The 24,238-nt window shown below is 64.9% G+C and carries 19 protein-coding genes; 8 read left to right on the forward strand and 11 right to left on the reverse strand.

Translation table 11 applies throughout. The annotated features are described in order from the left end of the window. Positions 1–32: 32 nt before the first annotated feature. Together lpdA and K1X74_11180 are read right to left on the reverse strand one after the other, a co-directional pair. Positions 33–1,463 (reverse strand): dihydrolipoyl dehydrogenase, encoded by a 1,431-nt coding sequence (gene lpdA / locus K1X74_11175; GenBank protein ID MBX7166881.1) that lies wholly within the window; start codon positions 1,461–1,463, stop codon positions 33–35. A gap of 130 nt (positions 1,464–1,593) precedes the next feature. Beyond that, positions 1,594–3,369 carry a redoxin domain-containing protein gene (locus tag K1X74_11180; GenBank protein MBX7166882.1) on the reverse strand — a complete coding sequence of 592 codons (1,776 nt, stop codon included), beginning with the start codon at positions 3,367–3,369 and terminating at the stop codon, positions 1,594–1,596. Between the two features lie 364 nt (positions 3,370–3,733). Here K1X74_11180 and K1X74_11185 point away from each other — a divergent pair, with 364 nt between their 5' ends. Both K1X74_11185 and K1X74_11190 read left to right on the forward strand, forming a co-directional pair. After that, positions 3,734–4,996 (forward strand): FAD-binding oxidoreductase, encoded by a 1,263-nt coding sequence (locus tag K1X74_11185; protein MBX7166883.1) that lies wholly within the window; start codon positions 3,734–3,736, stop codon positions 4,994–4,996. Between the two features lie 88 nt (positions 4,997–5,084). Next, entirely contained in the window at positions 5,085–6,698 is a 1,614-nt protein-coding gene (locus tag K1X74_11190; protein ID MBX7166884.1) for an amino acid permease, read from the forward strand. A 38-nt stretch (positions 6,699–6,736) separates the two neighbouring features. On the opposite strand, the gene K1X74_11195 is transcribed toward K1X74_11190, so the two are convergent. The 5 genes from K1X74_11195 to K1X74_11215 form a co-directional block, all read right to left on the reverse strand. Beyond that, on the reverse strand, positions 6,737–7,396 hold the full coding sequence (locus K1X74_11195) for a DedA family protein (GenBank protein MBX7166885.1): 660 nt from the start codon (positions 7,394–7,396) through the stop codon (positions 6,737–6,739). Between the two features lie 81 nt (positions 7,397–7,477). Beyond that, a complete protein-coding gene (locus K1X74_11200) occupies positions 7,478–8,716 on the reverse strand; it encodes an insulinase family protein (GenBank protein MBX7166886.1) in 1,239 nt (412 codons plus the stop codon). Then, entirely contained in the window at positions 8,706–9,887 is a 1,182-nt protein-coding gene (locus K1X74_11205; protein MBX7166887.1) for an insulinase family protein, read from the reverse strand. Before K1X74_11205 ends, K1X74_11200 begins: the two co-directional genes overlap by 11 nt. Before the next feature lie 246 nt (positions 9,888–10,133). Next, positions 10,134–10,718: a GNAT family N-acetyltransferase gene (locus K1X74_11210; protein MBX7166888.1), complete on the reverse strand. Its 585-nt coding sequence runs from the start codon at positions 10,716–10,718 to the stop codon at positions 10,134–10,136. Between the two features lie 273 nt (positions 10,719–10,991). Then, the gene (locus tag K1X74_11215; GenBank protein ID MBX7166889.1) at positions 10,992–11,828 is read right to left on the reverse strand and encodes a deoxyribonuclease IV; all 837 of its coding nucleotides are present in this window, start codon (positions 11,826–11,828) and stop codon (positions 10,992–10,994) included. Positions 11,829–12,099: 271 nt separating this feature from the next. Here K1X74_11215 and K1X74_11220 point away from each other — a divergent pair, with 271 nt between their 5' ends. Next, entirely contained in the window at positions 12,100–12,609 is a 510-nt protein-coding gene (locus tag K1X74_11220; GenBank protein ID MBX7166890.1) for a hypothetical protein, read from the forward strand. Positions 12,610–12,679: 70 nt separating this feature from the next. On the opposite strand, the gene acnA is transcribed toward K1X74_11220, so the two are convergent. Continuing rightward, positions 12,680–15,400: an aconitate hydratase AcnA gene (gene acnA / locus K1X74_11225; GenBank protein MBX7166891.1), complete on the reverse strand. Its 2,721-nt coding sequence runs from the start codon at positions 15,398–15,400 to the stop codon at positions 12,680–12,682. A 673-nt stretch (positions 15,401–16,073) separates the two neighbouring features. On the opposite strand from acnA, the gene K1X74_11230 reads away from it, so the two are divergent. Beyond that, complete coding sequence (locus K1X74_11230) at positions 16,074–17,303, forward strand: AAA family ATPase (protein MBX7166892.1); 1,230 nt, start codon at positions 16,074–16,076, stop codon at positions 17,301–17,303. Positions 17,304–17,327: 24 nt separating this feature from the next. On the opposite strand, the gene dcd is transcribed toward K1X74_11230, so the two are convergent. The 3 genes from dcd to K1X74_11245 form a co-directional block, all read right to left on the reverse strand. Next, positions 17,328–17,903, reverse strand: coding sequence for a dCTP deaminase (gene dcd / locus K1X74_11235; protein ID MBX7166893.1), 576 nt, complete (start codon positions 17,901–17,903; stop codon positions 17,328–17,330). 46 nt (positions 17,904–17,949) lie between these two features. Continuing rightward, the gene (gene nth / locus K1X74_11240; GenBank protein ID MBX7166894.1) at positions 17,950–18,690 is read right to left on the reverse strand and encodes an endonuclease III; all 741 of its coding nucleotides are present in this window, start codon (positions 18,688–18,690) and stop codon (positions 17,950–17,952) included. A gap of 132 nt (positions 18,691–18,822) precedes the next feature. Beyond that, a complete protein-coding gene (locus K1X74_11245; protein MBX7166895.1) occupies positions 18,823–19,230 on the reverse strand; it encodes a PaaI family thioesterase in 408 nt (135 codons plus the stop codon). Between the two features lie 243 nt (positions 19,231–19,473). Here K1X74_11245 and K1X74_11250 point away from each other — a divergent pair, with 243 nt between their 5' ends. The 4 genes from K1X74_11250 (at position 19,474) to K1X74_11265 (ending at position 24,229) form a co-directional block, all read left to right on the forward strand. Further along, positions 19,474–20,169, forward strand: coding sequence for an LON peptidase substrate-binding domain-containing protein (locus K1X74_11250; GenBank protein ID MBX7166896.1), 696 nt, complete (start codon positions 19,474–19,476; stop codon positions 20,167–20,169). A 107-nt stretch (positions 20,170–20,276) separates the two neighbouring features. Next, positions 20,277–20,918, forward strand: coding sequence for a GTP cyclohydrolase I FolE (gene folE / locus K1X74_11255; GenBank protein ID MBX7166897.1), 642 nt, complete (start codon positions 20,277–20,279; stop codon positions 20,916–20,918). Positions 20,919–21,005: 87 nt separating this feature from the next. Then, the gene (locus tag K1X74_11260) at positions 21,006–23,972 is read left to right on the forward strand and encodes an anaerobic glycerol-3-phosphate dehydrogenase subunit C (GenBank protein ID MBX7166898.1); all 2,967 of its coding nucleotides are present in this window, start codon (positions 21,006–21,008) and stop codon (positions 23,970–23,972) included. Next, a complete protein-coding gene (locus K1X74_11265; GenBank protein MBX7166899.1) occupies positions 23,969–24,229 on the forward strand; it encodes a MoaD/ThiS family protein in 261 nt (86 codons plus the stop codon). Before K1X74_11260 ends, K1X74_11265 begins: the two co-directional genes overlap by 4 nt. The last annotated feature ends 9 nt before the right edge of the window (positions 24,230–24,238 follow it).

Genomic DNA, 24,238 nt, shown 5'->3' on the forward strand with positions numbered 1-24,238 from the left:
TTAGCCACGGGGCCGAATCGGCCAAGGGACCTTCAGTCGGCCACGCCCGCCTTGCGGGGCCGGTAGATCTCCGTCGCCGTGCCCAGGAACGCCTCGGCGCTGAAACCCACGGTCTCGCTGAGCGTCGGGTGCGGATGAATCGACTCGGCCAGGTCGCGGGCCGTGCAGCCCATTTCCATCGCCAGGACAGCCTCGGCGATCAATTCGCCCGCGCCCGCGCCGACGATCCCCACACCCAGCACCCGTTCGTTCTCCGGGTCAACAATCAGCTTCGTCAACCCTTCGGTGCGCAACAGCGATTGGGCCCGGCCGCTGGCCGCCCAAGGGTATCGGGCCACCTCGACATCGCGGCCTTGCTGGCGCGCCTGCTCTTCGGTCAGCCCGGCCCAGGCCAGTTCGGGATCGGTAAAGACCACGGCCGGAATGGCCACCTTGTCGAACTCGGCCGGCCCGCCGTGCAGGGCTTCGACCGCGACCTTGCCCTCGTGCGCGGCCTTGTGGGCGAGCATGGGTTCACCGGCCACATCGCCGATGGCCAGGATGTGCGGATCGGCCGTGCGCTGTTGGCGATCGACGACGACGAACCCGCGCTGGTCGAGCTCGACCTGAGTGTTTTCCAGGCCAATCCCGCGGCTGTTCGGCCGGCGGCCAACCGATACGAGCACCCGGCTGAACTTCTCTTGCCGAGTTCCCGAGGACGCGCTGAGCGTCGCTTCGATGTGGTCGCCGCCGTCTTTGAGACCCTCGACCTTGGTCTGCAGGTGAATCCCGGCAAACTGCTTTTCGAGCCGCGCTGCCAGTGGCTTGACCAGATCGCGGTCTGCCCCGGGAAGTAGTCCGTCGGTCAGCTCGACAACGCTCACTTTGGCCCCTAGCTCAGCGTAGACCGTGCCCATTTCGAGCCCGATATAGCCGCCGCCAATCACCAACAGCGATTCGGGCACATCCCGCAGTTCAAGCGCCCCGGTCGAGTCCATGACCCGGTTGGTTTTCAGGTCAAATGCCGGAATCCGCGTCGGGCTCGACCCGACCGCGAGGATGCAGTGGTCGAAGGTGAGCTTGTCGTCGTCGCGCGTCGCGGGGTCGCCGCCGGAGAGCTTCAAGGTCTGCGAATCGAGGAATTCGGCCTCGGCGTGGATGATCCGCACGTTGCGCTTCTTGGCCAACTGCTTGAGACCGCCCGAGAGCGTGTCGATGACCTTTTCTTTGCGCGAGCGCATGACGTCGATGTCGATCTGCGGCTGGGCAAAGGTGACGCCCCAATGCGAGGCCTCGCGGGCCTCGGACAGCACCTTGGCCACGTGCAGTAGGGCCTTCGACGGGATACACCCCTTCAGCAGGCAGGTGCCCCCCAGCCGCGGCTCGCGATCGACGATCGCCACCTCCAGGCCCAAATCGGCCGCCAGAAACGCAGCCGCGTACCCCCCGGGACCTCCACCGAAAACCACCAGCGAAACATGCATGGCATCCGTACTCGTCAAGATGGACAACCGCCTGCTCGATGAGCGGCCATCTTAACGCGTGCCGCGGTCGGGCGGAAAGGTCCACCACGGCGGCACAGGCAGGCGGCCCGTTGACGGGCTCAACCGTCTGCTAGTCCTTCGGCACCGTCAGCGTCGAGTACCAGCCGATCATCATCTCGTGCCACGTCTGCTCGCCGGGACGGACCCATTCCGTCGGGTCCGGGTTGGCCGGGTTGTCGGCCGAATTGTCGTACACACCCGTGCACTCGAGCGTGGTCCCCTTGGGCATCAGCTTCGGCTTGTCGAACTCGTATTGAATCTGCCAGTTGAAGTCGTACTTGGGCACGTCGAGCAGGATTTCGCTCGTGCCGTCGGGATACTTGGCAACATAGCGAAACGCCTTGCCGCGCAGGTGCATGTGCGGCAGCAGGTTGGCCACGTATTCGTCCTTGCGAAACTTGTAGCTGGCGTGCAATTCGTGGTTGGCCGCACCCGGCGGGATCATGAACATCCAATAGCTCGCACCCCGCACCTCGACTTCTTGCTGGACCTGGCTGGCATCACAGAACTTGAAGCCGACGCTGGTGATGTCCTGCTGCGGCCGGCCATTGGGCGTGTAGTGCAGTTGGAACACGATCTTCGAGCCCGCCTTCACCTTGCGGGCCACGCCCGGATTGGCCAGGAAGGGAGGCATCCCGGGGGCATAGCCGCCGATCAGGCCGCCGTCGAAGGCAATCTTGAACATCTGGAATTTTTCGTTCGGCGGGATGCACATCACGAACACGTGATGCACGACCGAACGAGCGCCCGGACGCACTTCCGCGGCCACGATCCATTTGTCCTCGGTCCAGCCGGGGTCGACCACGAAATGCTCGTAGTCGAGCACGCCTTCGGCCGGCACTTCGAACGGCGTTTCCGACGTCTTCACCACCTGGTCCGGCTCGCCGATGTTCCAGCCCTCGACGAACTGGCGCGGCGCGGGCAGGTCGCTCGCGTCGCCCAACGGCGCGCCGGCGTCAATCCAGGCGAAAATCGTCTGCTTCTCCTCGGGCGTCAGTCGGGCATCGTTCAAGAACTTGCCGTAGGCCGGGTTCGCAAACCACGGCGGCATGCGTTCCTGCTCGACCACTTCGCGGATCATGTCGGCCCAACCGGCCACGTCGTCGAAGTTCTCCATCGAAAACGGTCCGATCTCGCCGGCGCGGTGACACTCGATGCAACGGCGCTGGAAAATCCTCGAGACTTCCTTGGCATAGGTCACCGGCGCCGAGGTCGTGCTCTCGCGACGCCGCCCGATCAGGCAGCCGATCGCCGGCAGCTCGGGCTGGCTGACCGGCTTACCCGCCAGGAGTTCATCCATGGCCACGGCCAGGTCGTTGCGGCCGACTTCGAGTCGCACAAAACCGACGCGCCCCTGATCATCGACGCGACCGTGATACCGCACCGTGCGCGAGGCATCGAGCAGAAAGACCTCCGGCGTACGCGTGGCCCCCAGCGCGTCGGCCACGCGGGCACCTTCGTCTTTGAGTACCGGAAAGGTCAGGTTGAATTGTTCGGCGAACGCCTTGATCTCTTCGAGCGAATCCTGGGCGTTCGCATCGACTGCCACCAACCGCACGCCGCGCGATTCGTATTGTCGCGCCAAGGCCTCGAGCCGCGGCGCGTAAAGCTGTGCAAGCGGGCACTCCGTACCCATGAACGCGATGACCAGCAGGGAAGCCTCGCTCGCGTCGGCCAACGACCAGGTTTCGCCGCTGGATGTCGGCAGTTGAAAATCGGCCACTGTGGTGCCGACGATCAACTTCGCATCACCCGCCCGCGCCCCGGGCGCCGGCCAAGCCACGACGACCGACAGAACAAAGGTCGCGGTTATCACTGCCGAGTACGGCCGAAACTTTCCGGGCATGGCCAACCATCCTTTCTCTGTGCCTGCGCTTCGCTGAGCCTGTTCCCTGGTCCTTCAATTCCAGGATGCCGCTGTGTCACGCCTGTGCTGCCGCGGCCGGAGCTGACGGATCGAAAGTTATTGCCCGCCGGACCCCGGGAAGGGACCATGTCGCTCAACGCAACCGGGAACACGGCCACCCGCCGGCTCTGCCTTTTCTACCTGCCGAAAAGGGCTCTGGTTTTTACCCTAACACAACCGGTTACAAACGCCTAAGTTACATCGCTGCCAGCACCCGCCGCGCGGCCCGCCAAATGGCGCCGGCCCGTCGCGCTGCCAGCACGGTCGGTGGCGAACCCCGTAGATTGCGAGCGCCTGCGAGCCTATGTCTTCCACTCAAGCCCCTGGGGCCGATGTGCTCGTGATCGGCGGCGGCGTCGCCGGCGCGAGCACGGCCATGCAACTGGCCCTGCGCGGCCAACGCGTCGTTGTGCTGGAACGTTCGTTGCTCGGTTCCGGATCGACCGGCCGCGCCGCCGGACTGCTCGGTCAGCTACGTTCCACGCGGGCCGCGACGCGGATGCTCGTCGAGGGACTGGAAGTCGTGCGAGATCTGGAAGGGCGCACCGGCACACAGATCTTCGTGCAGACCGGTTCGCTGCGGATCGCGGCCGATGCCGACCGCGCTGCCGAGATTGCCGACCACGTGCACATGGGGCGCGAAGCGGGCCTGGCCATCGAGCATCTCACGCGCGAACGCGTCGCGCAATTGCTCCCCTACATGCGCACCGACGATCTGCTCGATGCCTGTTATTGTCCGACGGACGGCCACCTGCAGCCGGCCGAATTACTGGCAGCCTATGTGCGCGTCGCGCGCGAGCACGGCGTCGAGTTCCGCACGCGGTCGCCCGTCGACGAAGTTTACGTCACCGCCGGCCGCGTCCAAGGCGTCCGCGCCGCGGGCCAAGATTACTTCGCGCCGATCGTCATCAACGCGACGGGCCCCTGGTCGTACTTGACCGCCGCCAAGGCCCAAACGCGCCTCGCGTCGGCCGCCATCGGGCATTACTACCTGACCACGCAACCGCAGGCCGAGATCCCGGTCGATCGCTACAGCCCGGCGGTGCGCGATCGCGCCAATCGCATCTATACCCGGCCCGAAGTGGGTGGCCTGATCGTGGGCATCTACGAGTCGGAGCCGCAGGGCTACGACATGGAAACCTTGGGCGACGACTTTGAGATGTCGGAATTGCGCGCCGCGCGGACCGAGCTGCGCGTGGCGCTGTTGCTCGATGCCGCCGGACGGCGTTTCCCCTGGATCAACGAGCGGACCCCCATGCACATTACGCATGGCATCATGACCTTCACGCCCGACGGCAAGCCTTTCTGCGGGCCCGACGCCGAGATTGCCGGTTTGTTTCACTGCGCGGCGTTCTGCGGGCATGGCATCGTACAGAGTCCGGCGATCGGCCAGATCATGGCGCAGCTCGTGCTCGATGGCACGAGCCGCTACGACGTCTCGGAGATCGAGGCCGACCGCTATGCCGACTTTCCGGAACTGGCCGACCGCGCCGCGGTCAAGGCGCGCTGCCACGCGGCCTACGGCAGCTATTACGGCGCCGTGGCGCGGACTGATCGCCAGAGCTGAGCGGCACCCGCGCCGCATTGACCTGTCACCTGAACGCGGCCCATACTGTCGCCGACAACTTTTCCGCGCAGCGTAAGGACCGACGAGCATGACGCTTTGGAAACAATTGCTGTCCCGCAAGAGCATCGAGACGCTGCTGGCTGAGATGGCCGGCGAGCATCGGCTGCGTCGCGTGCTGGGCCCCTTCTCGCTCACGGCGATCGGCGTCGGCGCGATCATCGGGGCGGGCATCTTCGTCATGACCGGCCGCGCCGCGGCGCAGGACGCCGGCCCCGCCGTGGTCGCGTCGTACATGGTCGCGGCGTTCGGCTGCGGGCTGGCGGCCTTGTGCTATGCCGAATTCGCCGCCATGGCCCCCGTGGCCGGCAGTGCCTACACCTATGCCTATGCCACGTTGGGCGAAATCCTCGCCTGGATCATCGGCTGGGACCTGATCCTCGAGTACGGCATGAGCTGCGCGACCGTGGCCGCGGCGTGGAGTCATTACCTCAACGAGTTACTATTAGCGCTGGGACTGCCGCTCGTGGGGCCGGGCTTGTCGCTCGATCCGTTCACGCACTCCGACAAGTTTGGCAGCTACCTGGCGCTCAATTTTCCGGCACTCGGCATCATGGTCCTCGTGACCACGATCCTGGTGATCGGCATTCGCGAAAGCGCGACAGCCAACGCGATCCTCGTGCTGGTCAAGCTGGTCGTGGTGCTGTTCGTAATCGCTATCGGTGTGTCGTACATCGACCCGGCGAACTGGACGTCGATCCCGGTCGACGCCGCGGGCCAGGCTAGCCACGACGCAAACCGTTGGGGACTCCTGGGCGTGCTTGGAATCGATCGCTGGCTGCAGCCGCTCGATGAGATGATTCGTTCGCCGTTTGCGCCCTATGGCCTCTCGGGCCTGATGCTCGGGGCCTCGATCGTGTTTTTCGCCTACATCGGTTTCGACGCCATTTCGACCCATGCCGAAGAGGCGCACAATCCCCAACGCGACATGCCGATCGGCATTCTCGTCTCGCTGGGTCTCTGCACGTTGCTCTATGTCGGCGTGGCCGCCGTGATTACGGGCATGGTGCCTTATCACAAGATCGACATCGGCGCGCCGATCGCCGCCGCCTTCAGCCAACGCGCCGCCGCAGAGAACAGCGCCCTGCTGCGCGGAGCGACGGCGCTTATCGCCACCGGTGCTCTGGCGGGGATGACCAGCGTGTTGCTGATCACCTTTCAAAGCCAGGTGCGGATCTTTCTGGCCATGGCCCGCGACGGATTGCTCCCGCCCGCGGTTGCCGAGGTGCATCCGAAATATCAGACGCCGCACCTGACGACGATCGTCACCGGCATTCTGATCAGCGTGATCGCGGCCACGACGCCGATCGAAAAGCTGGGCGAAATGGTCAATATCGGCACGCTGCTGGCGTTTGTCATCGTCTGCTTTTCGGTGCTTTTGCTGCGGCGTCAACGTCCCGACGCCGTACGCCCGTTTCGCTGCCCCGTGATCTGGCTGGTGGCGCCGACGGGCATCGTGGTCAACGTGATCATGATGTTGTTTCTGCCGCTCGACACCTGGATTCGACTCGTCGTGTGGCTGGTGATCGGCCTGGTGATCTATTTCCTGTACGGCCGACATCACAGCACGCTCGGCCAGCGGCTGTGGCGCGAGTTCAGCACCCAGGGGCTGTCGCCGACCGACGCTCCGCTGCCGCGCGATTAGCTTCCACAGGGCGCACCGACCGGCGCTTGCCCGAAGGCTTAACGCGCCGCTTCGTTGGCCGGCTCTGCCTTGCGCGATTGCCAGCGCAGACGAATGGCCTCGATCACGGCGGGGAGCAACGAGACGAACACGATACCCAAAACGACGGCCTCGAAGTGCTCGTGCACCCAGGGAATCGCGCCGAAGAAGTAGCCGGCCAGCGTCATGCTGAGCACCCACAAGATGCCACCGACGACGTTGTAGCTGGCGAATCTCAGGTAGCTCATCGTGCCCACGCCGGCCATGAATGGAGCAAACGTTCGCACGATGGGCACGAACCGCGCCATGATGATCGTCATCTGGCCATAGCGCTCGAAGAACGCGTGCGTCTTGTCGAGGTATTCCTTTTTCAGGAAGCGCGAGTTGCCGGTGAGCACCTTGGGGCCCAGGTACTTGCCGATCGAATAGTTCACGGCGTCGCCGCCCACGGCGGCAATCGACAGCAGCACCAACAGCGTGGTCAGATCGAGCGCCCCCTTGGCTGCAAACGCCCCGGCGGCGAACAGCAGCGAATCGCCCGGCAAGATCGGCGTCACGACCAGGCCCGTCTCGCAGAAGATGATCGCGAACAGGATCGCATAGGTCCACGTGCCATAGTCGGCGACAACGCGGGCCAGGTGATCGTCGAGCTTCAGGAAGAAGTCGAGCAGTTTCTTCAGGGATTCCATCGATGGACTGCCTTCTCGCAGCGGTTGGCGAGCGGACCCCGGCCCGGCACGCGCCAGTCGGGAGCATTGCGCCTAACGGGGTGCGGCCACGGTGGTGAGCGGGCCGATCGTTACGGTGGTGTTGCGGCTGAGCGGATATTTGGCCAGCACCGCCCGCAGGTCGTCGAGCGTCACGGCGTCGACCGCCGCGAGGTCGTCCTGCACCCGGCGATACTCGCGACGATGCGTCCAGTTCGAGCCCAAGTTGAACAGCCGCCCGCGCGGCCGCTCGCTGGCGAGCACCACGCGCGCGTTGATCTTGTTCTTCGCCTGGTCGAGTTCTGCGGCCGTGATGCCGTCGGACTCGGCCTCGCGAAACAAATCGAGCACGCGCTGCAGATTGTCGGCGATCAGGTCCGGCTCGCAGCTCAAGTAGGTCATGAACGCGCCGGAGCCTTCATACTCATAATGGCCCAGGCTCGCCTGGTCGGCCCGCCCCGGATCGACCAGTTCCCAGTACATCCGGCTGCCCGAATCGTCTCCCAGCACCGTCGCCAGTAGCTTCGCGGCGAATCGGTCGGCGTCGGTGGCCGCGGGCGCGTCGGAGAGCTGCAAGACATATTGCTGCGTCGCCGACGCTTTGCAGATCGCGTGAAAGCCCACCAACGGCTTGGCCCGTACGACTTCGCGCGGAGCAGGGGCGGCAAGCCAATGACCGCAATGGCGAGCCGCCAGATCGACGAGCCGGTCGAATTCGATGCGACCCGCGGCGACCAGCACGATATTCCGCGGGCTGTAGCGGCACCGGAAGTACTCGCGCATCTGGTCGGCGTGGAGTTGGCCGATCGAATCGATGGTACCCAACACGCTGCGGCCGAGCGGATGCTCACCGAAGAACGCCGCTTTGCATTTTTCGTCGGCGCCGAAGGGCGGCTGGTCTTCGTACATCCGGATTTCTTCGATGATCACCTGCTTTTCGGTGTCAAAGTCCGCGTCGCGCAAGGCGGGCCGGAGGATATCGCTCCAGATATCGACCACCCGCTCGAGGTATTCCGGCAGGAACGACGCGTAATAGACCGTGCTCTCTTCGCTCGTAAAGGCGTTGTACGACGCGCCCAGCTCATCGAACTGTCGATTGACGTCGTCGGGCGTGCGTCGCTCGCTGCCCTTGAACACCATGTGCTCGAGGAAGTGGCTCACCCCCGCCACCTGGTCCGACTCGTCGCGGGCACCCGTCTGCACAAAAAATCCCACGGCCGACGTGTAGGCGTTCGGATTGCACTCGGCGATCACTTCCAGGCCGTTGTCGAGCTGGGCGCGCTTAAATTCCACAGGGCACCTCCAACGCCTTGGGCCCCAGCGTGACGATCGTGAATGCCTGCGGCGGATTGGCCGCCAGGTAGGCGCTGATCGATTCGCACGACAACTGATCGACGCGGGTCGCGACCTCGTCCATCGATCGCACCCGGCCCAAGTGGTACCAGTCGCGGGCCACCGCGCCGCTTCGCGCCGAGCTCGATTCCTGCTGCATCACCAGGCCGCTCTTGATCCGGGCCTTGAGCCGGTCGAGTTCGTGGGCCAGGACCCCGGCCTTGAGCCGGACCAACTCGCCCACGAGCACGTCGAGCGTTTCTTGTGCGCGTTCGGCGCTGGTGCCCGCATAGCACAGCACCGCGCCGCGGTTGCGATAGGTGTGGTACGACGCCGACACGCTGTAGCACAGGCCGCGCTTCTCGCGCACCTCGGTAAACAGCCGCGCGCTCATGCCGCCGCTCAAGACGCCGACGGCCCCCCAGGCCTCGAAATAGTCGGGATGCCGGTACGGCACGCTCGGGTAGGCCACACCGATCTGTGTTTGATTCGTCTCGTGATCGATATGGACCACCCTCGGCGGCCTTTGCGACTCGGGACCTAATTCGACGCTCTGCGGTTGCCAGTCGCCAAACAGTTCGGCAACCTGTGCGCGCAACACGTCCCAATCGAATCTCCCGGCAACGCCCAGGATTGCGCCATTGGGCCGGAACAGCCGGCGATATTGGGTTTGCACGTCGGCCAGCGTGGCCGATTCGAGTGCCGCGACCTCGCCCAGGCTCGGCCGCCCCCACGGGGACTGGTAGAGATTCCGCCGCAGCTCCAGCATCACCTTGTGGGCCGGCTCGTCTTCGACGGCGCGTAACTCCTGCAATACACCTTGGCGGCTGGCCTCGAGCTGATCGCCAGGCAAGTGCGCCTCGCGGAGCACGTCGGCATAGATGGCCAGGGCCTTGGGCAGGCTCGCCGCCAGCGTGGCGACGCTGAAGCTGGTATGGGCGTCCGAGACGCTTTCAGCCCGTTCGACGCCCAGGTTGTCCAAGTCGCAGACGAACTGCCGCGAATCGCGCGGCCCGGCGCCACGCAGGGCCAGTTCGCAAGTCAAACTCGCCAGGCCGGGCTTGTCGTCGGGATCGTATGCGCTCCCGGCGGGAACCAGCAGGGAAAAAGCGGCCGAATCGAGCCAGTCCATCGGCTCGGCCACCAGCACCAGGCCGTTGGGCAAGGTCTCGGAAAAGATTTGCTGGGAGTTCACTCGGAATCGCTCGTGCCTGCTCGGCCTGATGCCCGCCAATTGCGCCGCACAGAAGGCGGCGCAAGTATGCGGCCCTACTCCCAGGTGGGCAAGTGGCGGCTGTGGCCCGCAAAGCCGCTGCGATCGGCAGGGCAGGCAGAACCGGCATATCGGCGCCGTGCCGCCACGCGCGGCGCGCGAGAATCAAGCGGTTCCGCGCGCGAGCGTTTCGCTGTAGTCGATTTCGGCCGCTTTGTAGACGGTCCGCACTTTCGCAAAGCCGAGCCGGCGATAAAGCCGGATTGCGCCGTCGTTCTGGGCCGTGACCTCGAGAAAAGCGCGGCGCAAGCCCGCTGCTCGAAAACCGTTCAGAGCCGCCATCAACAAGGCGGTGCCCAGATTTCGGCCGCGATGCTCGGGCACCACGCCCAAGTTCTGCACGGCTCCCAGGCCGGTATGATCGCAAATGCCCTGAATCGTGCCGCAGTATTCCGGATCACCGGGCCCGTCCGGTTCGTAGGCCATCAGCCACGTCGCCCCGGGGAGGAAACCCGTCTTGCGTACGATTTCGCGCATCAGCCGCTGGCAGCCATCGTGCTCCCCGAGACACGGAAACACATTCGCGTCGATCTCGGTCCGAAAACTCAGGTACTTGGTCCGGGCATGCTCGTCGACGAGCGTGGGCTTCCAGGCGACGACGCGGTAGCACTCGGGCAGCGGAGGCAGCGTCAAATCGCGCCCCGGGAGCTCGATCTCCATCCGATAGCGTTTGAAATACTTGAGGGCCATCGCGCGGTCCCCCGCGGTGGAGTCGGCTGTCCGGGCCTGCCGCCGCGAAACTGCAGCAATTGCAGATGGCAGACCCAGGAAACTCTATCGGTACCCGCGGAAACGGTCAACGCGCCAGACCGTAACCCCAAGCGGCGGCGTGTCGTAGGATCGGCAAATGTTCCCCGCTCGGGTGCAACAAACACGCTTCCGCGATACAGGCCGCATAGCCGGCATGGGGCTCCCGGCGACGGCCCGGCCCCCCTTGTTCACCCCTCGTTTTTGGGACATTTCTCACCTGGCCACGAGGCCGCGCAGCACGCGCAGATTGATCCGGTCGAGATCTTCGCCGTCGCGAGTCCCCTTGGGCGTTTCCAGGTACATGGGCACCTGCCGAAAACGCCGATCGTTCATCAAATGCCGGAATGGCTCCAGCCCCAGGCACCCGGCACCGATGTGCGCGTGTCGATCGACCCGGGACCCCAACGGCTTGACGCTGTCGTTGAGGTGAAAGGCACGGATCTTCTCCAACCCAAACGTGGCATCCATCGCACGAAACGTCGCCAGGTAGTCCTTGCGATCGGCCAGCGGGTAGCCCGCGGCGAACACATGGCACGTATCGACGCAGACCCCCACACGCTCGGGATCCTTCACGCCCTCGATCAGACGTGCCAGATGTTCAAATCGGCAACCGAGCGAGCTCCCCTGGCCGGCGGTTGTTTCGAGCAGGATCCGGGCAGGCACCTCGGGCGTCTGTTTGTGAATCGTGTTGAGTGCCCGAACGATGCGCCGCAAACCGACGGCCTCGCTGGTGGTCGTGTAGGCTCCCGGATGCGCGACGACGAACGGAATGCCCAATTGTCCGGCGCGCTGCAGTTCGACGACCATCGCGTCGATGCTCTTGTTCCACAAGTCCGCGTCGGGGGCCGCAAGGTTGATCAGGTACGAGTTGTGTGCGATCGGATGCTCGACGCCGCTATCCGCAAGACTTTGGCGGAACCTCGCCTGCTCATCCGGCGTGATCGGTTTGGCCCGCCACTGGTTGTTGTTCTTCGTGAAAAGCTGCACACAGTCGCAGCCGGCTTTGCGGGCATATTCCACGGCCCGGTAGTAGCCACCGGCGATCGACATGTGCGCACCTAGAATCGGCATGGCCCTCCAATATGGGCGCGAAGCCGCCGGCTTCAATGGACAACTTCGGCAAGTTTATGCCGATCGTGAGGCCTTCCCGCCCCCCCGCGTAGCTGTACGGTTCCGGGCGCGGAATCCGCGCGGCGACACGTAAGTCGGCGCGTCCAGAATTGGCCATTATTGCTTGCCAGATTGAAGCAGCCCTAGTTAGAATTTGAGTAAGGGCCGGGGCAGGATTCTGCGGCGACGTCGCATGCTTGGGGAGTTGTGGATGGTAACCCTGTGGGGCATTCTTGGCGTGCCCATCGTATTCGCGTGTTTGGCCGCTGTGTTCATTTGGCGGCCGATGCGCAAATCGTTGCGCGAAGCTCGCTTTGCCCGCGAGCGGCGCGAGTTTCACCGCCAGCGCGAGCGTCTTGAGGCGCGCTTTCTCCAATTAGCTGCCAACAGTGGTCGCGCACCTCACCTGCGCTGGAACGATTGTGAGTTCAGCAACGACGTGACCTATGCCCGCGACCGTCGCACGGGCCGTTTGTGCGCGTTTGTCGGCGTCACGATTGCCTGCGATCAACCCACCGCGGGCGGACTGCTCGACAACCCCTATCAAGAAGACTACGGCAGCACGGCGCAATTACGCGAAGCGACCGCCGTCTTCCACTATGACAAAGGGCGCTGGCACACGCTGGGCCGCACGGTGTTCAATCTGAACCCCGACGAGGCCCTGCAGCGCTACAAAGACGACTTTGTCATGTTGGGTCAAGAACTGGCCCGGCACCGGTAGCCTGCCTGCCCCGCACCGGTAGCGTGCCTGCCCCGCGCGGTAGGCGGCGGCATGCCAGCGTGACCGGAACTCAGCCGCCGGCGAGCGCCTTACGCAGCACCGTCTGCAGAATGCCGCCGTTGCGGTAGTAATCGAGCTCGACCGGCGTGTCAATGCGCGCCGTGACCTTGAACTTCTTCACCGCACCACTCGCGTCGCGAGCCTCGACCTCCAACGTTCCGCGCGGCCGCAAGGTCTCATCGAGGCCGTGAACGGTGAACAGCTCTTCGCCGGTCAGGCCGAGTCCTTGCCACGTCTGCCCGGCGGGCAGCTCCAGCGGCAGAACTCCCATCCCCACCAGGTTGCTGCGGTGAATGCGCTCGAAGCTGACGGCGATTACGGCCCGGACACCGAGCAGATACGTTCCCTTGGCCGCCCAGTCGCGGCTCGAACCGGTGCCGTACTCGGCACCCGCCAGCACGATCAGCGGCACTCCCGCTTGCTGGTATTTCATCGCCGCGTCGTAAATGCTCAGCACCTGGCCGTCGGGCAAGTGCCGGGTCACACCGCCTTCGGTGCCGGGGGCGATCAAGTTGCGAATGCGGATGTTTGCAAAGGTGCCGCGCGTCATCACGCGGTCGTTTCCGCGCCGCGCGCCGTAGCTGTTGAAATCGCGCGGCTGGACGCCGTGGTCGATCAAGAACCTTCCGGCCGGGCTGTCCTTGGCGATCGAGCCAGCCGGTGAAATGTGATCGGTCGTGACCGAGTCGCCCAGGGCCGCCAGTACGCGTGCGCCGGCGATGGGCTGCGTGGGCGACGGCTCGCGTGTCAACTCGGCCAGGAACGGCGGCTCTTGGATGTAGGTGCTCGCTGCGTCCCAGGCATACAGATCGCTCTTGGCGACTTTGATCTGGTTCCATTTGTCGTTCGATGCGAACACGTTGTTGTAGCGCTCACGGAACATCTCCGGGCGCACGTTCGCGTCGATCGCCTGGGCAATCTCCTCGTGAGTCGGCCAGACGTCGGCCAGGTAGACCGGCTTGCCGTCCGATCCAGTGCCGAGCGGCTCTTTAGTCAGATCGATGTCGACCGTCCCGGCCAAGGCATAGGCCACGACCAAGGGCGGGCTAGCCAGGTAATTCGCCTTCACGAGCGGATTGACGCGCCCTTCGAAATTGCGATTGCCGCTGAGCACGGCCGACGCCACGAGGTCGCCGCCGGTTACGGCCGCGGCCACGTGCTCGGGTAGCGGGCCGCTGTTGCCGATGCAGGTCGTGCAGCCGTAGCCGACTGTTTGGAAACCGAGCTGATCGAGCGCCGCGGTCAGTCCGGCACGTTCCAGATAGTCCGTCACGACGCGCGACCCTGGTGCCAGACTCGTTTTGACGTACGGCCGGACGCGAAGGCCCCGCGCCACGGCTTTCTTCGCCAGGATGCCCGCGCCGAGCATCACCGACGGGTTGCTGGTGTTCGTGCAGCTGGTGATCGCCGCGATCACGACGGCGCCGTGCCCGATTTCGGTCGAGGCGCCGTTGTCCGCCACGGTCGCCTTGCGCGCCAGCGCCGAACCTTCGAGCGCGAAGCCCCGCTTGTTGAAGGGCGCGGTGAGGGACTGCTGAAACTCTTGCTTGACGCTGCGCAGTGCGACGCGGTCGTGCGGGCGTTTGGGCCCCGCCAGGCTCGGTTCGACCGTCGACATGTCGAGCGACAGGGTCTGGCTGAATTTGGGCACCGGCGAGCCGGGCGTCAGAAACAACCCCTGTTCCTTCGTATAGCGCTCGACGAGCGCGACTTCCGCGTCGCTACGGCCTGTGGTTCGCAAGAAACGCAGAGTCTCATCGTCGATCGGGAAGAAGCCCATCGTGGCCCCGTATTCGGGAGCCATGTTGCTGATCGTGGCCCGATCTGCCAGGCGCATCGAAGGCAGGCCCGAGCCGAAGAATTCGACGAACTTGCCCACGACGCCGTGGGCGCGAAGCATCTCGGTCACCCGCAGCACGAGATCGGTCGCCGTGGCGCCCGGTGGCAACTTGCCCGTCAGCTCGAAACCGACCACCTCGGGCAGCAACATGTAGATCGGCTGGCCGAGCATGACGGCCTCGGCCTCGATCCCGCCGACGCCCCAGCCCAGGACCCCCAGGCCATTGATCATCGTGGTATGGCTGTCGGTGCCGACGAGCGAGTCGGGCAGCGCCACGGGCCCCGCATGATCCTGGCGGACGAACACGCCCTTGGCCAGGTACTCGAGATTCACCTGATGCACGATACCCACGGCCGGCGGCACGACGCGGAAATTGTCGAACGCCAACTGTCCCCAGCGCAGAAACTCGTACCGCTCGCCGTTGCGCTCGAACTCGAGCGCGACGTTCTGTTCCAGCGCGGAACTCGAACCGAACGCATCAACCTGCACCGAGTGGTCGATCACCAGGTCGACCGGAATCAGCGGATTGATCCGCTTGGGGTCACCGCCGAGACGCCGCATAGCGCCGCGCATCGCGGCCAGATCGACCACGCACGGCACGCCCGTGAAATCTTGCAGCACGACCCGCGCCGGCTTGAAGGGGATTTCGACCTCGGGCAAGCCCTGGGCCTTCCAGCCTGCCAGCTTCTTTACGTCGTCCTGGCTGACTTCAAAGCCGTCGCAGTTACGCAGGGCCGATTCGAGCAGGATGCGAATTGAATAGGGCAACTGGGATACGTTGCACAGACCGAGTTCTTCCAACCGTGACAGACGATAGATCCCGATTGGCCCCTGTCCGGACTCGAAGGTACCGCGGGCTTGGAACGGATCGGTCACGCGTGCAGCAGACATGGATTTATGGGTCCTCGCGGCCAGCAGCCGTCAGAAAAATGGGTCTTCTCGAACCTGGCACCGGCAACGCTGCAACAGGCCCCGGTGGTCCATCTGCCGGCGGATTTTAGCGATCCGGCGGCGTTTTGTCTGGGGCCCTGGCCTCGGCTGCGCCTCCCCAGGGGGTTCGCCGGACCTGCTCGTCCCTGCCAGCACAGCCGGTCCGGCCGGCGCGACCGCTCACTTCGGCCCTGGCAGCCCCGGGCGCTTGCCGACGGTCGGGGGCAACCTAGGCTTACCTTGGTTCGCCCGAGCGTGGGCAGTTCGAAGCAGGTGCGCTAGAGGCTCCAGGGGTACCATGACCGACACCGCTCGCGAAAGCCTGTTGGCACAGCTTGCAACCGGAAAGGGCGTTCAATCAGGGAGCGAGCCCTGGAGCGAAGCCGGCGCATCGCCTTCTGCGGATGCGACGCCGAAAAAGACGGCCGGCGAAGAGGCCGACGCGACCCTGCAGACGCTGCTGACGCGGATCTCGAACATCGTCGGCGACGGGAGCGTGCTCAAGCCTGCCGCGGCACCCGCGCCCGCGCGGCCAGCGCCAGCCAAGCCGGCGCCTGCAAGCCCTGCCGGCCCCGCGATTTCGCCGAAGGCCGCCAAGCTCGGCGAGTTGTTTCTGCCGACCGAGCCGAAAACGCTGGTCGAGGCCAAGCTGACCGAAAGCGAGGTCGAGGCCCTGCTGCTCAAGTGCCTGTTCGCGCGAGGCTCGGGCACCGGCCGTCAACTGGTCGACCAGATCAAGCTGCCTTTCCAAATCGTCGAGAACATCCTGCGGCAGTTGAAGAACGACCAGCTCATCTACTACCGCAATACGGCGGTGATGGGCGACTACGAATATCAAGTTTCCGACATGGGCCGCGAACGGGCCCGGCGGCTGAACGATCAATCGACCTATTTCGGTTCGGCGCCGGTCCACCTGCATCACTACCTGGAAAGCGTGGCCGCCCAAACGCTGACCACGCAACACCCCGGCCCCGACGAGTTGAAGCACGCCTTCAACGATCTGCTGCTGAGCGACCACATGTTCGCGCGGCTCGGGCCGGCGATCAACTCGGGCCGCGGCTTGTTCTTGTACGGTGCGCCGGGCAATGGCAAGACGAGTATCGCCGAGCGTGTGACGAAATGCTTCGGCGAGACCATCTGGATTCCGCGCGCGCTGGGTATCGACGGCGAAATCATCCGGCTCTTCGATCCGACGTGCCACGACGAAGTGCCCCTGCCGGGAAGCGCGGGCCTGATCGACGAACTCAAGATCGACAAGCGCTGGATCCGGATTCGCCGCCCGACGATCATCGTGGGCGGCGAATTGACCATGGATTCGCTCGAAGTCACGCGCAACACATCGACGGGCATCAGCGAAGCGCCGCTGCAATTAAAGAGCAACTGCGGCACGCTCGTGATCGACGACTTCGGCCGGCAGCGCATGAGTACCGCCGAACTGCTGAACCGGTGGATCGTGCCGCTGGAAAAGCGGTACGACTTCCTCAACCTGCCGAGCGGCAAGAAAATCCAGGTCCCGTTCGACCAGTTGATCGTCTTTTCGACCAACTTACAGCCGCGCGACTTGTGCGACGATGCGTTCTTGCGCCGCATTCCCTACAAGGTCGAAGTGATCGACCCGAGCGAAGCCGAATTCCGCCGGCTGTTCGAAATCCTGTGCCCCAAGTTCGGGTTCACCTACAACGAGGCGGCCATCAATTACCTGATTTCGACGCACTACACGTCGATCAATCGGCCGCTGCGGTGCTGCCAGCCGCGCGACTTGTTGTTGCAGGTGCGCAATTACTGCCAGTTCAACGGCTGGCCGTTGGAGCTGACTAAAGATCACTTCGACTTTGCCGTCGAAAACTACTTTGCCGTCGTCTAAGCACGACAGCACGACCGGTGCCGCTCAATCGCCCGGCGGCTCGATGCCGAAATCGAGCCACATCTGCGGGTCACGGCTCTCTCCCGGGCCGAACTCCTTGTAGAGCAGGCTCGGCTGAATGTCGCGGTTGTGCTGGTACTTGCCGGGATATTCGCTGATCTCGCCGCAGACTTCGTGATAGAAGATCTGGCAGATAGGCACGCCCGCGTACACGCGGATCGGTTGCACGGCGAACATCTCCAGCGTCCAGAATCCGGCGAAGCCGACGTCGCCGAACCCGGCCGTCACGTGCACGAACAGCCCCAACCGGCCGATCGACGAGCGTCCCTCGATCATCGGCACCAGGTTGCGCGTGGCGGTCCGCTCGACCGTGCGCCCCAGGTACAGCTGGTCGGGGCTCAGGACCAAACCCTCTGGCGGGATCTCGATTCGGCGCACGCGATTCGGCTTGCGCATGTCGAGGACGACTTCCTCGTAGACCAGCACCTCGTTGTGCAGCGATAGGTTGTAGCTGTTCGGGTTCAACCGCGCTGGGTCGAACGGCTCGATCTGAACGTCGCCGCCCAGCCGCGCCAGGATTTCTTGTCCGGAGAGAATCATTGCCGTCGCTACGCCCTACCGAGATATCGCCAGAAAACTCGCTGCATCATCGAGACGCCGAACTCTTGACGCCGACGCGAGGGCACGCCTCGGCCAAGGGACAGACGTCGCATTTCGGCTTGCGGGCCGTACAAATCGCCCGGCCGTGATGGATCATACGGTGGCTGAAATCGACCCAGGCATCGCGCGGCAGCACGGCCATCAGATCCTGCTCGACGCGCTGGGGCTGTTTGGCCTTGGTCAGCCCGAGCCGCAAGCTGAGCCGGCCGACGTGCGTGTCGACGACCACTCCCGAGGCGATTCCGAAGGCGGTGCCCAGTACGACGTTGGCCGTCTTGCGGCCTACGCCGGGCAATTGCACCAAGTCTTCCATCTGTCGGGGCACACGACCGCCATGTTCGCTCACCAGGCGCTGGCAACAGGCCTGGATATTCTTGGCCTTGTTGCGAAAAAAGCCCGTGCTCTGGATGGCGCGTTCCAGCTCGGACAAAGGTGCGCGGGCATAGTCGGCCGCCGAGCGATATTTGCGAAACAACTCGACAGTGACCAGGTTCACCCGTTGATCGGTGCATTGGGCCGAGAGGATCGTGGCAATCAGCAATTCGAGCGAATTGCTGAACCGCAAGGCGCAGTGCGCATCGGGGTAGGCCCGCTCGAGGCCGGCCAAAACGGTCGCGGCGTGCTGCCGTGGATCGCGGCGGCGCGGCGCAGTCGACTTGGACCGCGGCTGCGCGCCGACCTGGCCGCGGGTTCGCGTGCCCTTGGTCGCCGAAGTCGATCGCACCATGCGCGCGCCGCTCGTGGACACCGCTTGCTCCGCTCGCCGGGAGTAATCAAACGCTAACGGATTCTCAGAAGGCCCCTGAAAGATGTCAAGCGTCGATCAAATCGGCCGGCCGGCGCGTGCCGGTCTGCGCCGTCACAGCTCGCGCAGCGACCGGTCCGACATTTTGCGCAAGTTGGTCAAGGCAAAGGCCAACAGCGTTTCGTCCGCGCCGCGAAACTGCGTTTCGACCAGGTAGTCGCGCTTGCGGACGTTCACCACGCGGCTGTCGATGCGAAACCCCGGAGGATGGATCGGCTCGAGGTAATCGATCCGCATGTTGACGGTCGACAACCAGGCCAGATCGCCCTCCATGGTGGTCATACAGGTCCAGATGGCGACAAAATCGACATACGTTGGCGTAAACCCGCCGAATACGAAGCCACCCAGATTAAGTACCGCCTCGGGCACATGACACTCGACGCTCAAATGGCCCGAGCGGAGCGACACGATTCGCCAGCGTTCGGCCTCCAGCAGCCGGCCCGCGCTATGCTTCCGCTGCATGGCGAAAGCGAGAAAACCCGTTGAATCGTCCTGCGTCATGGGTGGGGTTATTCAGAAAATGCAGCGGACAACGAGTAGCCGGCCGCGGCATCATAGCAAACCGGCGGCGAGGTCGGCCCCGCAATTGGACCGTTGGGCCGCCGGCTGCGAGGCAACGGGCGTCAAGGTACGCTACATGCAGGACCCACGAGGGCGCGCCGGCCCGGATGTTGCCCGGCGTGCTTGGAACCGGATCAATTCTCCATGGACGATGACTTGTTGCCGCCGCCCGAGCCGTTTCGCGGACGCGTGCGGCTGTTTCCGCTGCCGAACCTGGTACTGTTTCCGCACGTATTGCAGCCGCTGCATATCTTCGAGCCGCGCTATCGAGACCTCATCGGGTCGGCACTCGAAGGCGATCAGCGGATCGCCATGGCGCTGCTCCAGCCGGGTTGGGAAAACGACTACGAGGGCCGCCCGCCGCTCGAACCCATCGCCTGCCTCGGCCGCATCGTCGGTCACCAGAAGCTCGACGACGGCCGCTACAACATTCTGCTGCACGGCGAATCTCGAGTACGCCTCGTTCAAGAATTGCCGGCCGATCGCAAATTCCGCGAGGCGAAGGCCGAGTTGCTCGACGACGTCTACTCGCCGGCGACCGCGTCGCAGCGACCGGCGCTGCAACTAAAGCTGTTGCACGTCTTTCGCGAGGTGCTGCCGAAGGTCGTCGAAGCGCAACAACTGGAACAACTCATGGGCAGCGAGTTGACGCTCGGTCCGCTGACCGACATTCTCGGCTATGCGCTCGAACTCCCTCTGCCGCTCAAGACGCGGCTACTGGCGGAACCCGACGTCGATCGGCGGGCAAGCTTGCTCATCGCGTATCTGGCGGCGACTTCGGACGAGCAGCCCAGGGCCGTCCTGCGCACGCCGTTTCCGCCGGATTTCAGCGCGAATTGAGCCGGCAGGCCTGCCCGGGCGGTCAACTTGATTCCGCCGGGGGGTGCTCCTAGGATCAGCTTGGGCAACGCGATGTCGTGTTCTGGAACGCACGGGGGAACGTCTCGATGGCATGTTCTTCGGGTGAGCCGGCCATAGAGTCGGCCGCAGAGGCCAACGGTGCGCCGCAGGCCGGCGCCGCGGCGGTCGATCAAGCGCGCATTGCCCGCGCGGTGCGAGAAATCCTGGCCGCCGTGGGCGAAGACCCCGACCGCGAGGGCCTGCGCGAAACCCCGGCCCGCGTGGCGCGGATGTACGCCGAATTGTTCGCCGGCCTGCACGAGGACCCGCGCGTACATTTGCAAAAGTTCTTCACCGAAAAATATGACGAAGTGGTGCTGGTCAAGGACATCAGCTTCAACAGCATGTGCGAGCACCACATGTTGCCGTTTATCGGCCAGGCGCACATCGGCTATGTGCCCAATGGCCGCGTGATCGGCCTGAGCAAGCTGGCCCGGGTGGTCGACGTCGTAGCCCGGCGCCCGCAGGTGCAAGAGCGGATGACCGAGCAGATTGCCGATCTGCTCGTCGAGGAGCTGGACGTGAAAGGTGTCGCCGTGGTGATCGAGGCCAGCCATTCGTGCATGACGATTCGCGGCATCAAGAAACCGGGCAGCCTGTGCGTGACCAGTGCCATGCGCGGCATCTTCCGTTCGCACTTGTCGAGCCGAACCGAGGTGATGACGCTCATCTATGGCGGCCGCCAGTAAAGCCCTGCTCCCGGGACCGGAGTCCCCCGTCGGGCCGCTTTGGCGTATCATCCCCACCTGGCGGGGGCTCTTCGGAGGCCGGTGGTGATTGACGAACGACGGGCGCGACTCCAGGAAGACCTGCGCGGCCTGCTGCGCGGCGAGGTGCGCTGCGACGATATCTTCGTCCAGCTCTATGCCAGCGATGCGAGCCTGTACCAGGTGCGCCCGCTGGGCGTCGTCATGCCGCGCAGCACCGACGACGTCGTCGTCACCATGCAATACGCCGCCGAGCAAGGCATTCCCGTCCATGCCCGCGGCGCGGGGACCGGCCTGGCCGGCGAATCGCTGGGGCCAGGCCTGGTCATCGACTTCTCGCGGTTTCTGCGGCGCGTGCTGGAAGTCGGTTCGACGACGGTGCGCGTGCAGCCGGGCGTCGTCCTGGCGCGGCTGAACGACTATCTGCGCACGTTCGGCCGCCTGTTTGGCCCCGATCCGGCCAAGAGCGACGTCACGACCATGGGGAGCGTGATTGCCATCGACGCCGGCGGCAGCCGCTGGCCGCGTTACGGCTCGGCCTCGACACGCGTCGAAAGCCTCCAGGTCGTGCTGGCCGACGGCACGCTCCTGGAAGTGGGCCGAGAGCCACGCCAGGCGACCGAAGCCGAAGCCCCGACGCGTCGGCAGCTGCTCATCGACGGTCTGGTCGAGCTGCTTTCCGACAATGCGTCGCTCGTCGCCGCACTGCGTCCCGGATCGCGGGTCAACCGGGCGGGCTACCATCTTGCGGGGATCCTCACCGAGCACCATTTGAACCTGGCACGACTGCTCTGCGGTTCGGAAGGCACGTTGGCGCTCATCACCGAAGCCACGCTCGTCACCGATCCGCTGCCCCGTCATCGCGGGCTGGCGATGTTGTTTTTCGATCGGCTCGAAGCTGCGGCGCGCGCGGCGCTTGAGCTGGTCCCATTGAGTCCCAGCGCCTGCGACCTGATGGACCGGCGCCATCTGAGCCTGGCCCGCGAGGTCGAGGCGCGATACGACGCGCTGATTCCGCCTCGCGCCGAGGCGTTACTGCTCGTCGAGCACGACGGGAACGACCCCGGCGAAGTCCGCCAGCGGCTGCAAGAGTCGATCACCCAGGTCACCGGCGAAGACAACCTGGCGTTCGACTCGCGCATTGCGCTCGACCGCGACGACGTCGACCTCTTCTGGCAGCTGTCGCGCAACGTGACACCCAACCTGTTCCGCCTGAAGGGTCCGACGCGGCCGCTGCCGTTCGTGGAAGACATCGCCGTGCCCCCCGAGGTGCTGCCGAGCTTTCTCGCGCGTATGCAAAACGTGCTCAAGCAGCACCAGGTCATCGGCTCGCTGTTCGCGCATGCCGCGCAGGGGCAACTGCATCTGCGGCCGTTTCTCGACCCGACAAATCCCGAGGACGTGGCCCGCATGGAGCCGCTGGCCCGCGACCTGTACGAGGCGGTTTTCGACGTCCGCGGGTCGATCAGCGGCGAGCACGGTTCGGGCTACAGCCGCACCCCCTATTTGCAACGGCAATCGGGCGCGCTCTACGAGGTCTTTCGCGAGGTGAAAGACCTGTTCGACCCGCTGCACCTGCTCAACCCGGGCAAGGTGATCAGCGACGAACGGGCGTTGGACACCGAGCGGATGCGGCCGCCTGATCTGTCGCAATTTGCCGCCGCGCCAGAGCCGGCTGCAACGCCTGCCCCCGCACTGCCCTTGTCGACTCTGCAATTGCGCTGGCAGCCGGGCGAGCTGTCGCAAACCGCTCGCGACTGCAACGGCTGCGGCGCTTGTCGCAGCCAGGAAAGCGACGTGCGGATGTGCCCGATCTTCCGCTTCGCCCCCAGCGAAGAAGCATCGCCCCGCGCGAAGGCAAATCTGGTACGGGCCGTGCTGAGTGGCCAGCTCGACGCTCGGACCGCGGCCAGCGACGAGTTCAAGGCCGTGGCCGATCTGTGCGTCAACTGCCAGATGTGCCGCCTGGAATGCCCGTCGAACGTGGATATCCCCCGGCTGATGGTCGAGGCCAAAGCGGCCTACGTGGCGGTCAATGGACAGACGGTGCGCGACTGGCTGCTGGCCCGGCTCGACGTGCTGGCCGCGATCGGCAGCCGGATGGCGCCGCTGGTCAATTGGCTGGCGGCCAATGCGCAAGCGCGCTGGCTGCTGGAGCGATCGTTCGGGCTGGCGCAAGGCCGCAAATTGCCGCGCTATGCGCGCCGCACGTTCTTGCGCCGCGCCGTTCGGCGGCGATTGACCCGGCCGACCCGACGTAGCGGCCCCAAAGTGCTCTACTTTGTCGATACGTACGCCAACGTGCACGACCCGCAAATCGGCGAGGCGCTGGTCGCGATCCTGGAGCACAACGGCGTGGCTGTCTATGTGCACCCAGGTCAGTCTCCCTCGGGCATGTCGATGATCTCCGCGGGCGCGCTCGAGGCCGCGCGGCGCACCGCCGAGCACAACGTGTCGCTATTGGCCGAAGCCGTGCGCCAGGGGTATCACATCGTGGCCACCGAGCCGGCGGCCGCATTGTGCCTGACCTACGAGTACCCGCTGCTGGTCGACGACGCCGACGCGCGGCTCGTCGCCGGCAACACGAGCGAAGCGTGCGCCTATCTTTGGAATCTGCACCGCCAGGGCCAGCTCGAACTCGACCTGCAGCCGGTCAACGCCGCCCTGGGCTATCACGCCCCCTGCCATATGAAGGCCCTCCAGGTCGGCGAACCTGCGTTGAACCTGCTGCGACTGATTCCCGGCTTGACCGTTCAGAAGATCGATAAGGGCTGTTCGGGCATGGCCGGTACCTTCGGAATCAAGCGCGAAAACTTTCGTAACAGCCTGCGTGCGGGCTGGGGGCTGATTACCAGCTTGCGGCACCCTGCCCTGCAGGCCGGCACCACCGAATGCTCGGCCTGTAAGATTCAGATGGAACAAGGCGCGAACAAACCGACGATCCACCCCCTCAAGCTGTTGGCCCTGTCGTATGGGCTGCTGCCCGAGGCGGCGGTGCTGCTCGCCGCCAGGACCGAAGAACTGGTGGTCACGTGAACGCAGGCCATTTCTCGCTCGAGATCCGGTTGTTTGCCGTCGTGCGTCAATTGGCCGGCACAGAGTGCCTGCGGATCGAGCTGCCGGGCGAAGCGACCGTGGGCGACGTCCGGCGGGCGCTGGTGGCCCAAATGCCGCAGCTCGAATCGATGGGCCATCTGCTGGCCTTTGCCGTGGACGAGCAGTATGCCAGCGATGCGACGCGGCTAACGCCCGAATCGGACGTGGCCTGCATTCCACCGGTCAGCGGCGGGTAACTCGCGGCG

The sequence above is a fragment of the Pirellulales bacterium genome (assembly GCA_019694435.1).
In the GTDB taxonomy this organism is placed as follows: Bacteria; Planctomycetota; Planctomycetia; order Pirellulales; family JAEUIK01; genus JAIBBZ01.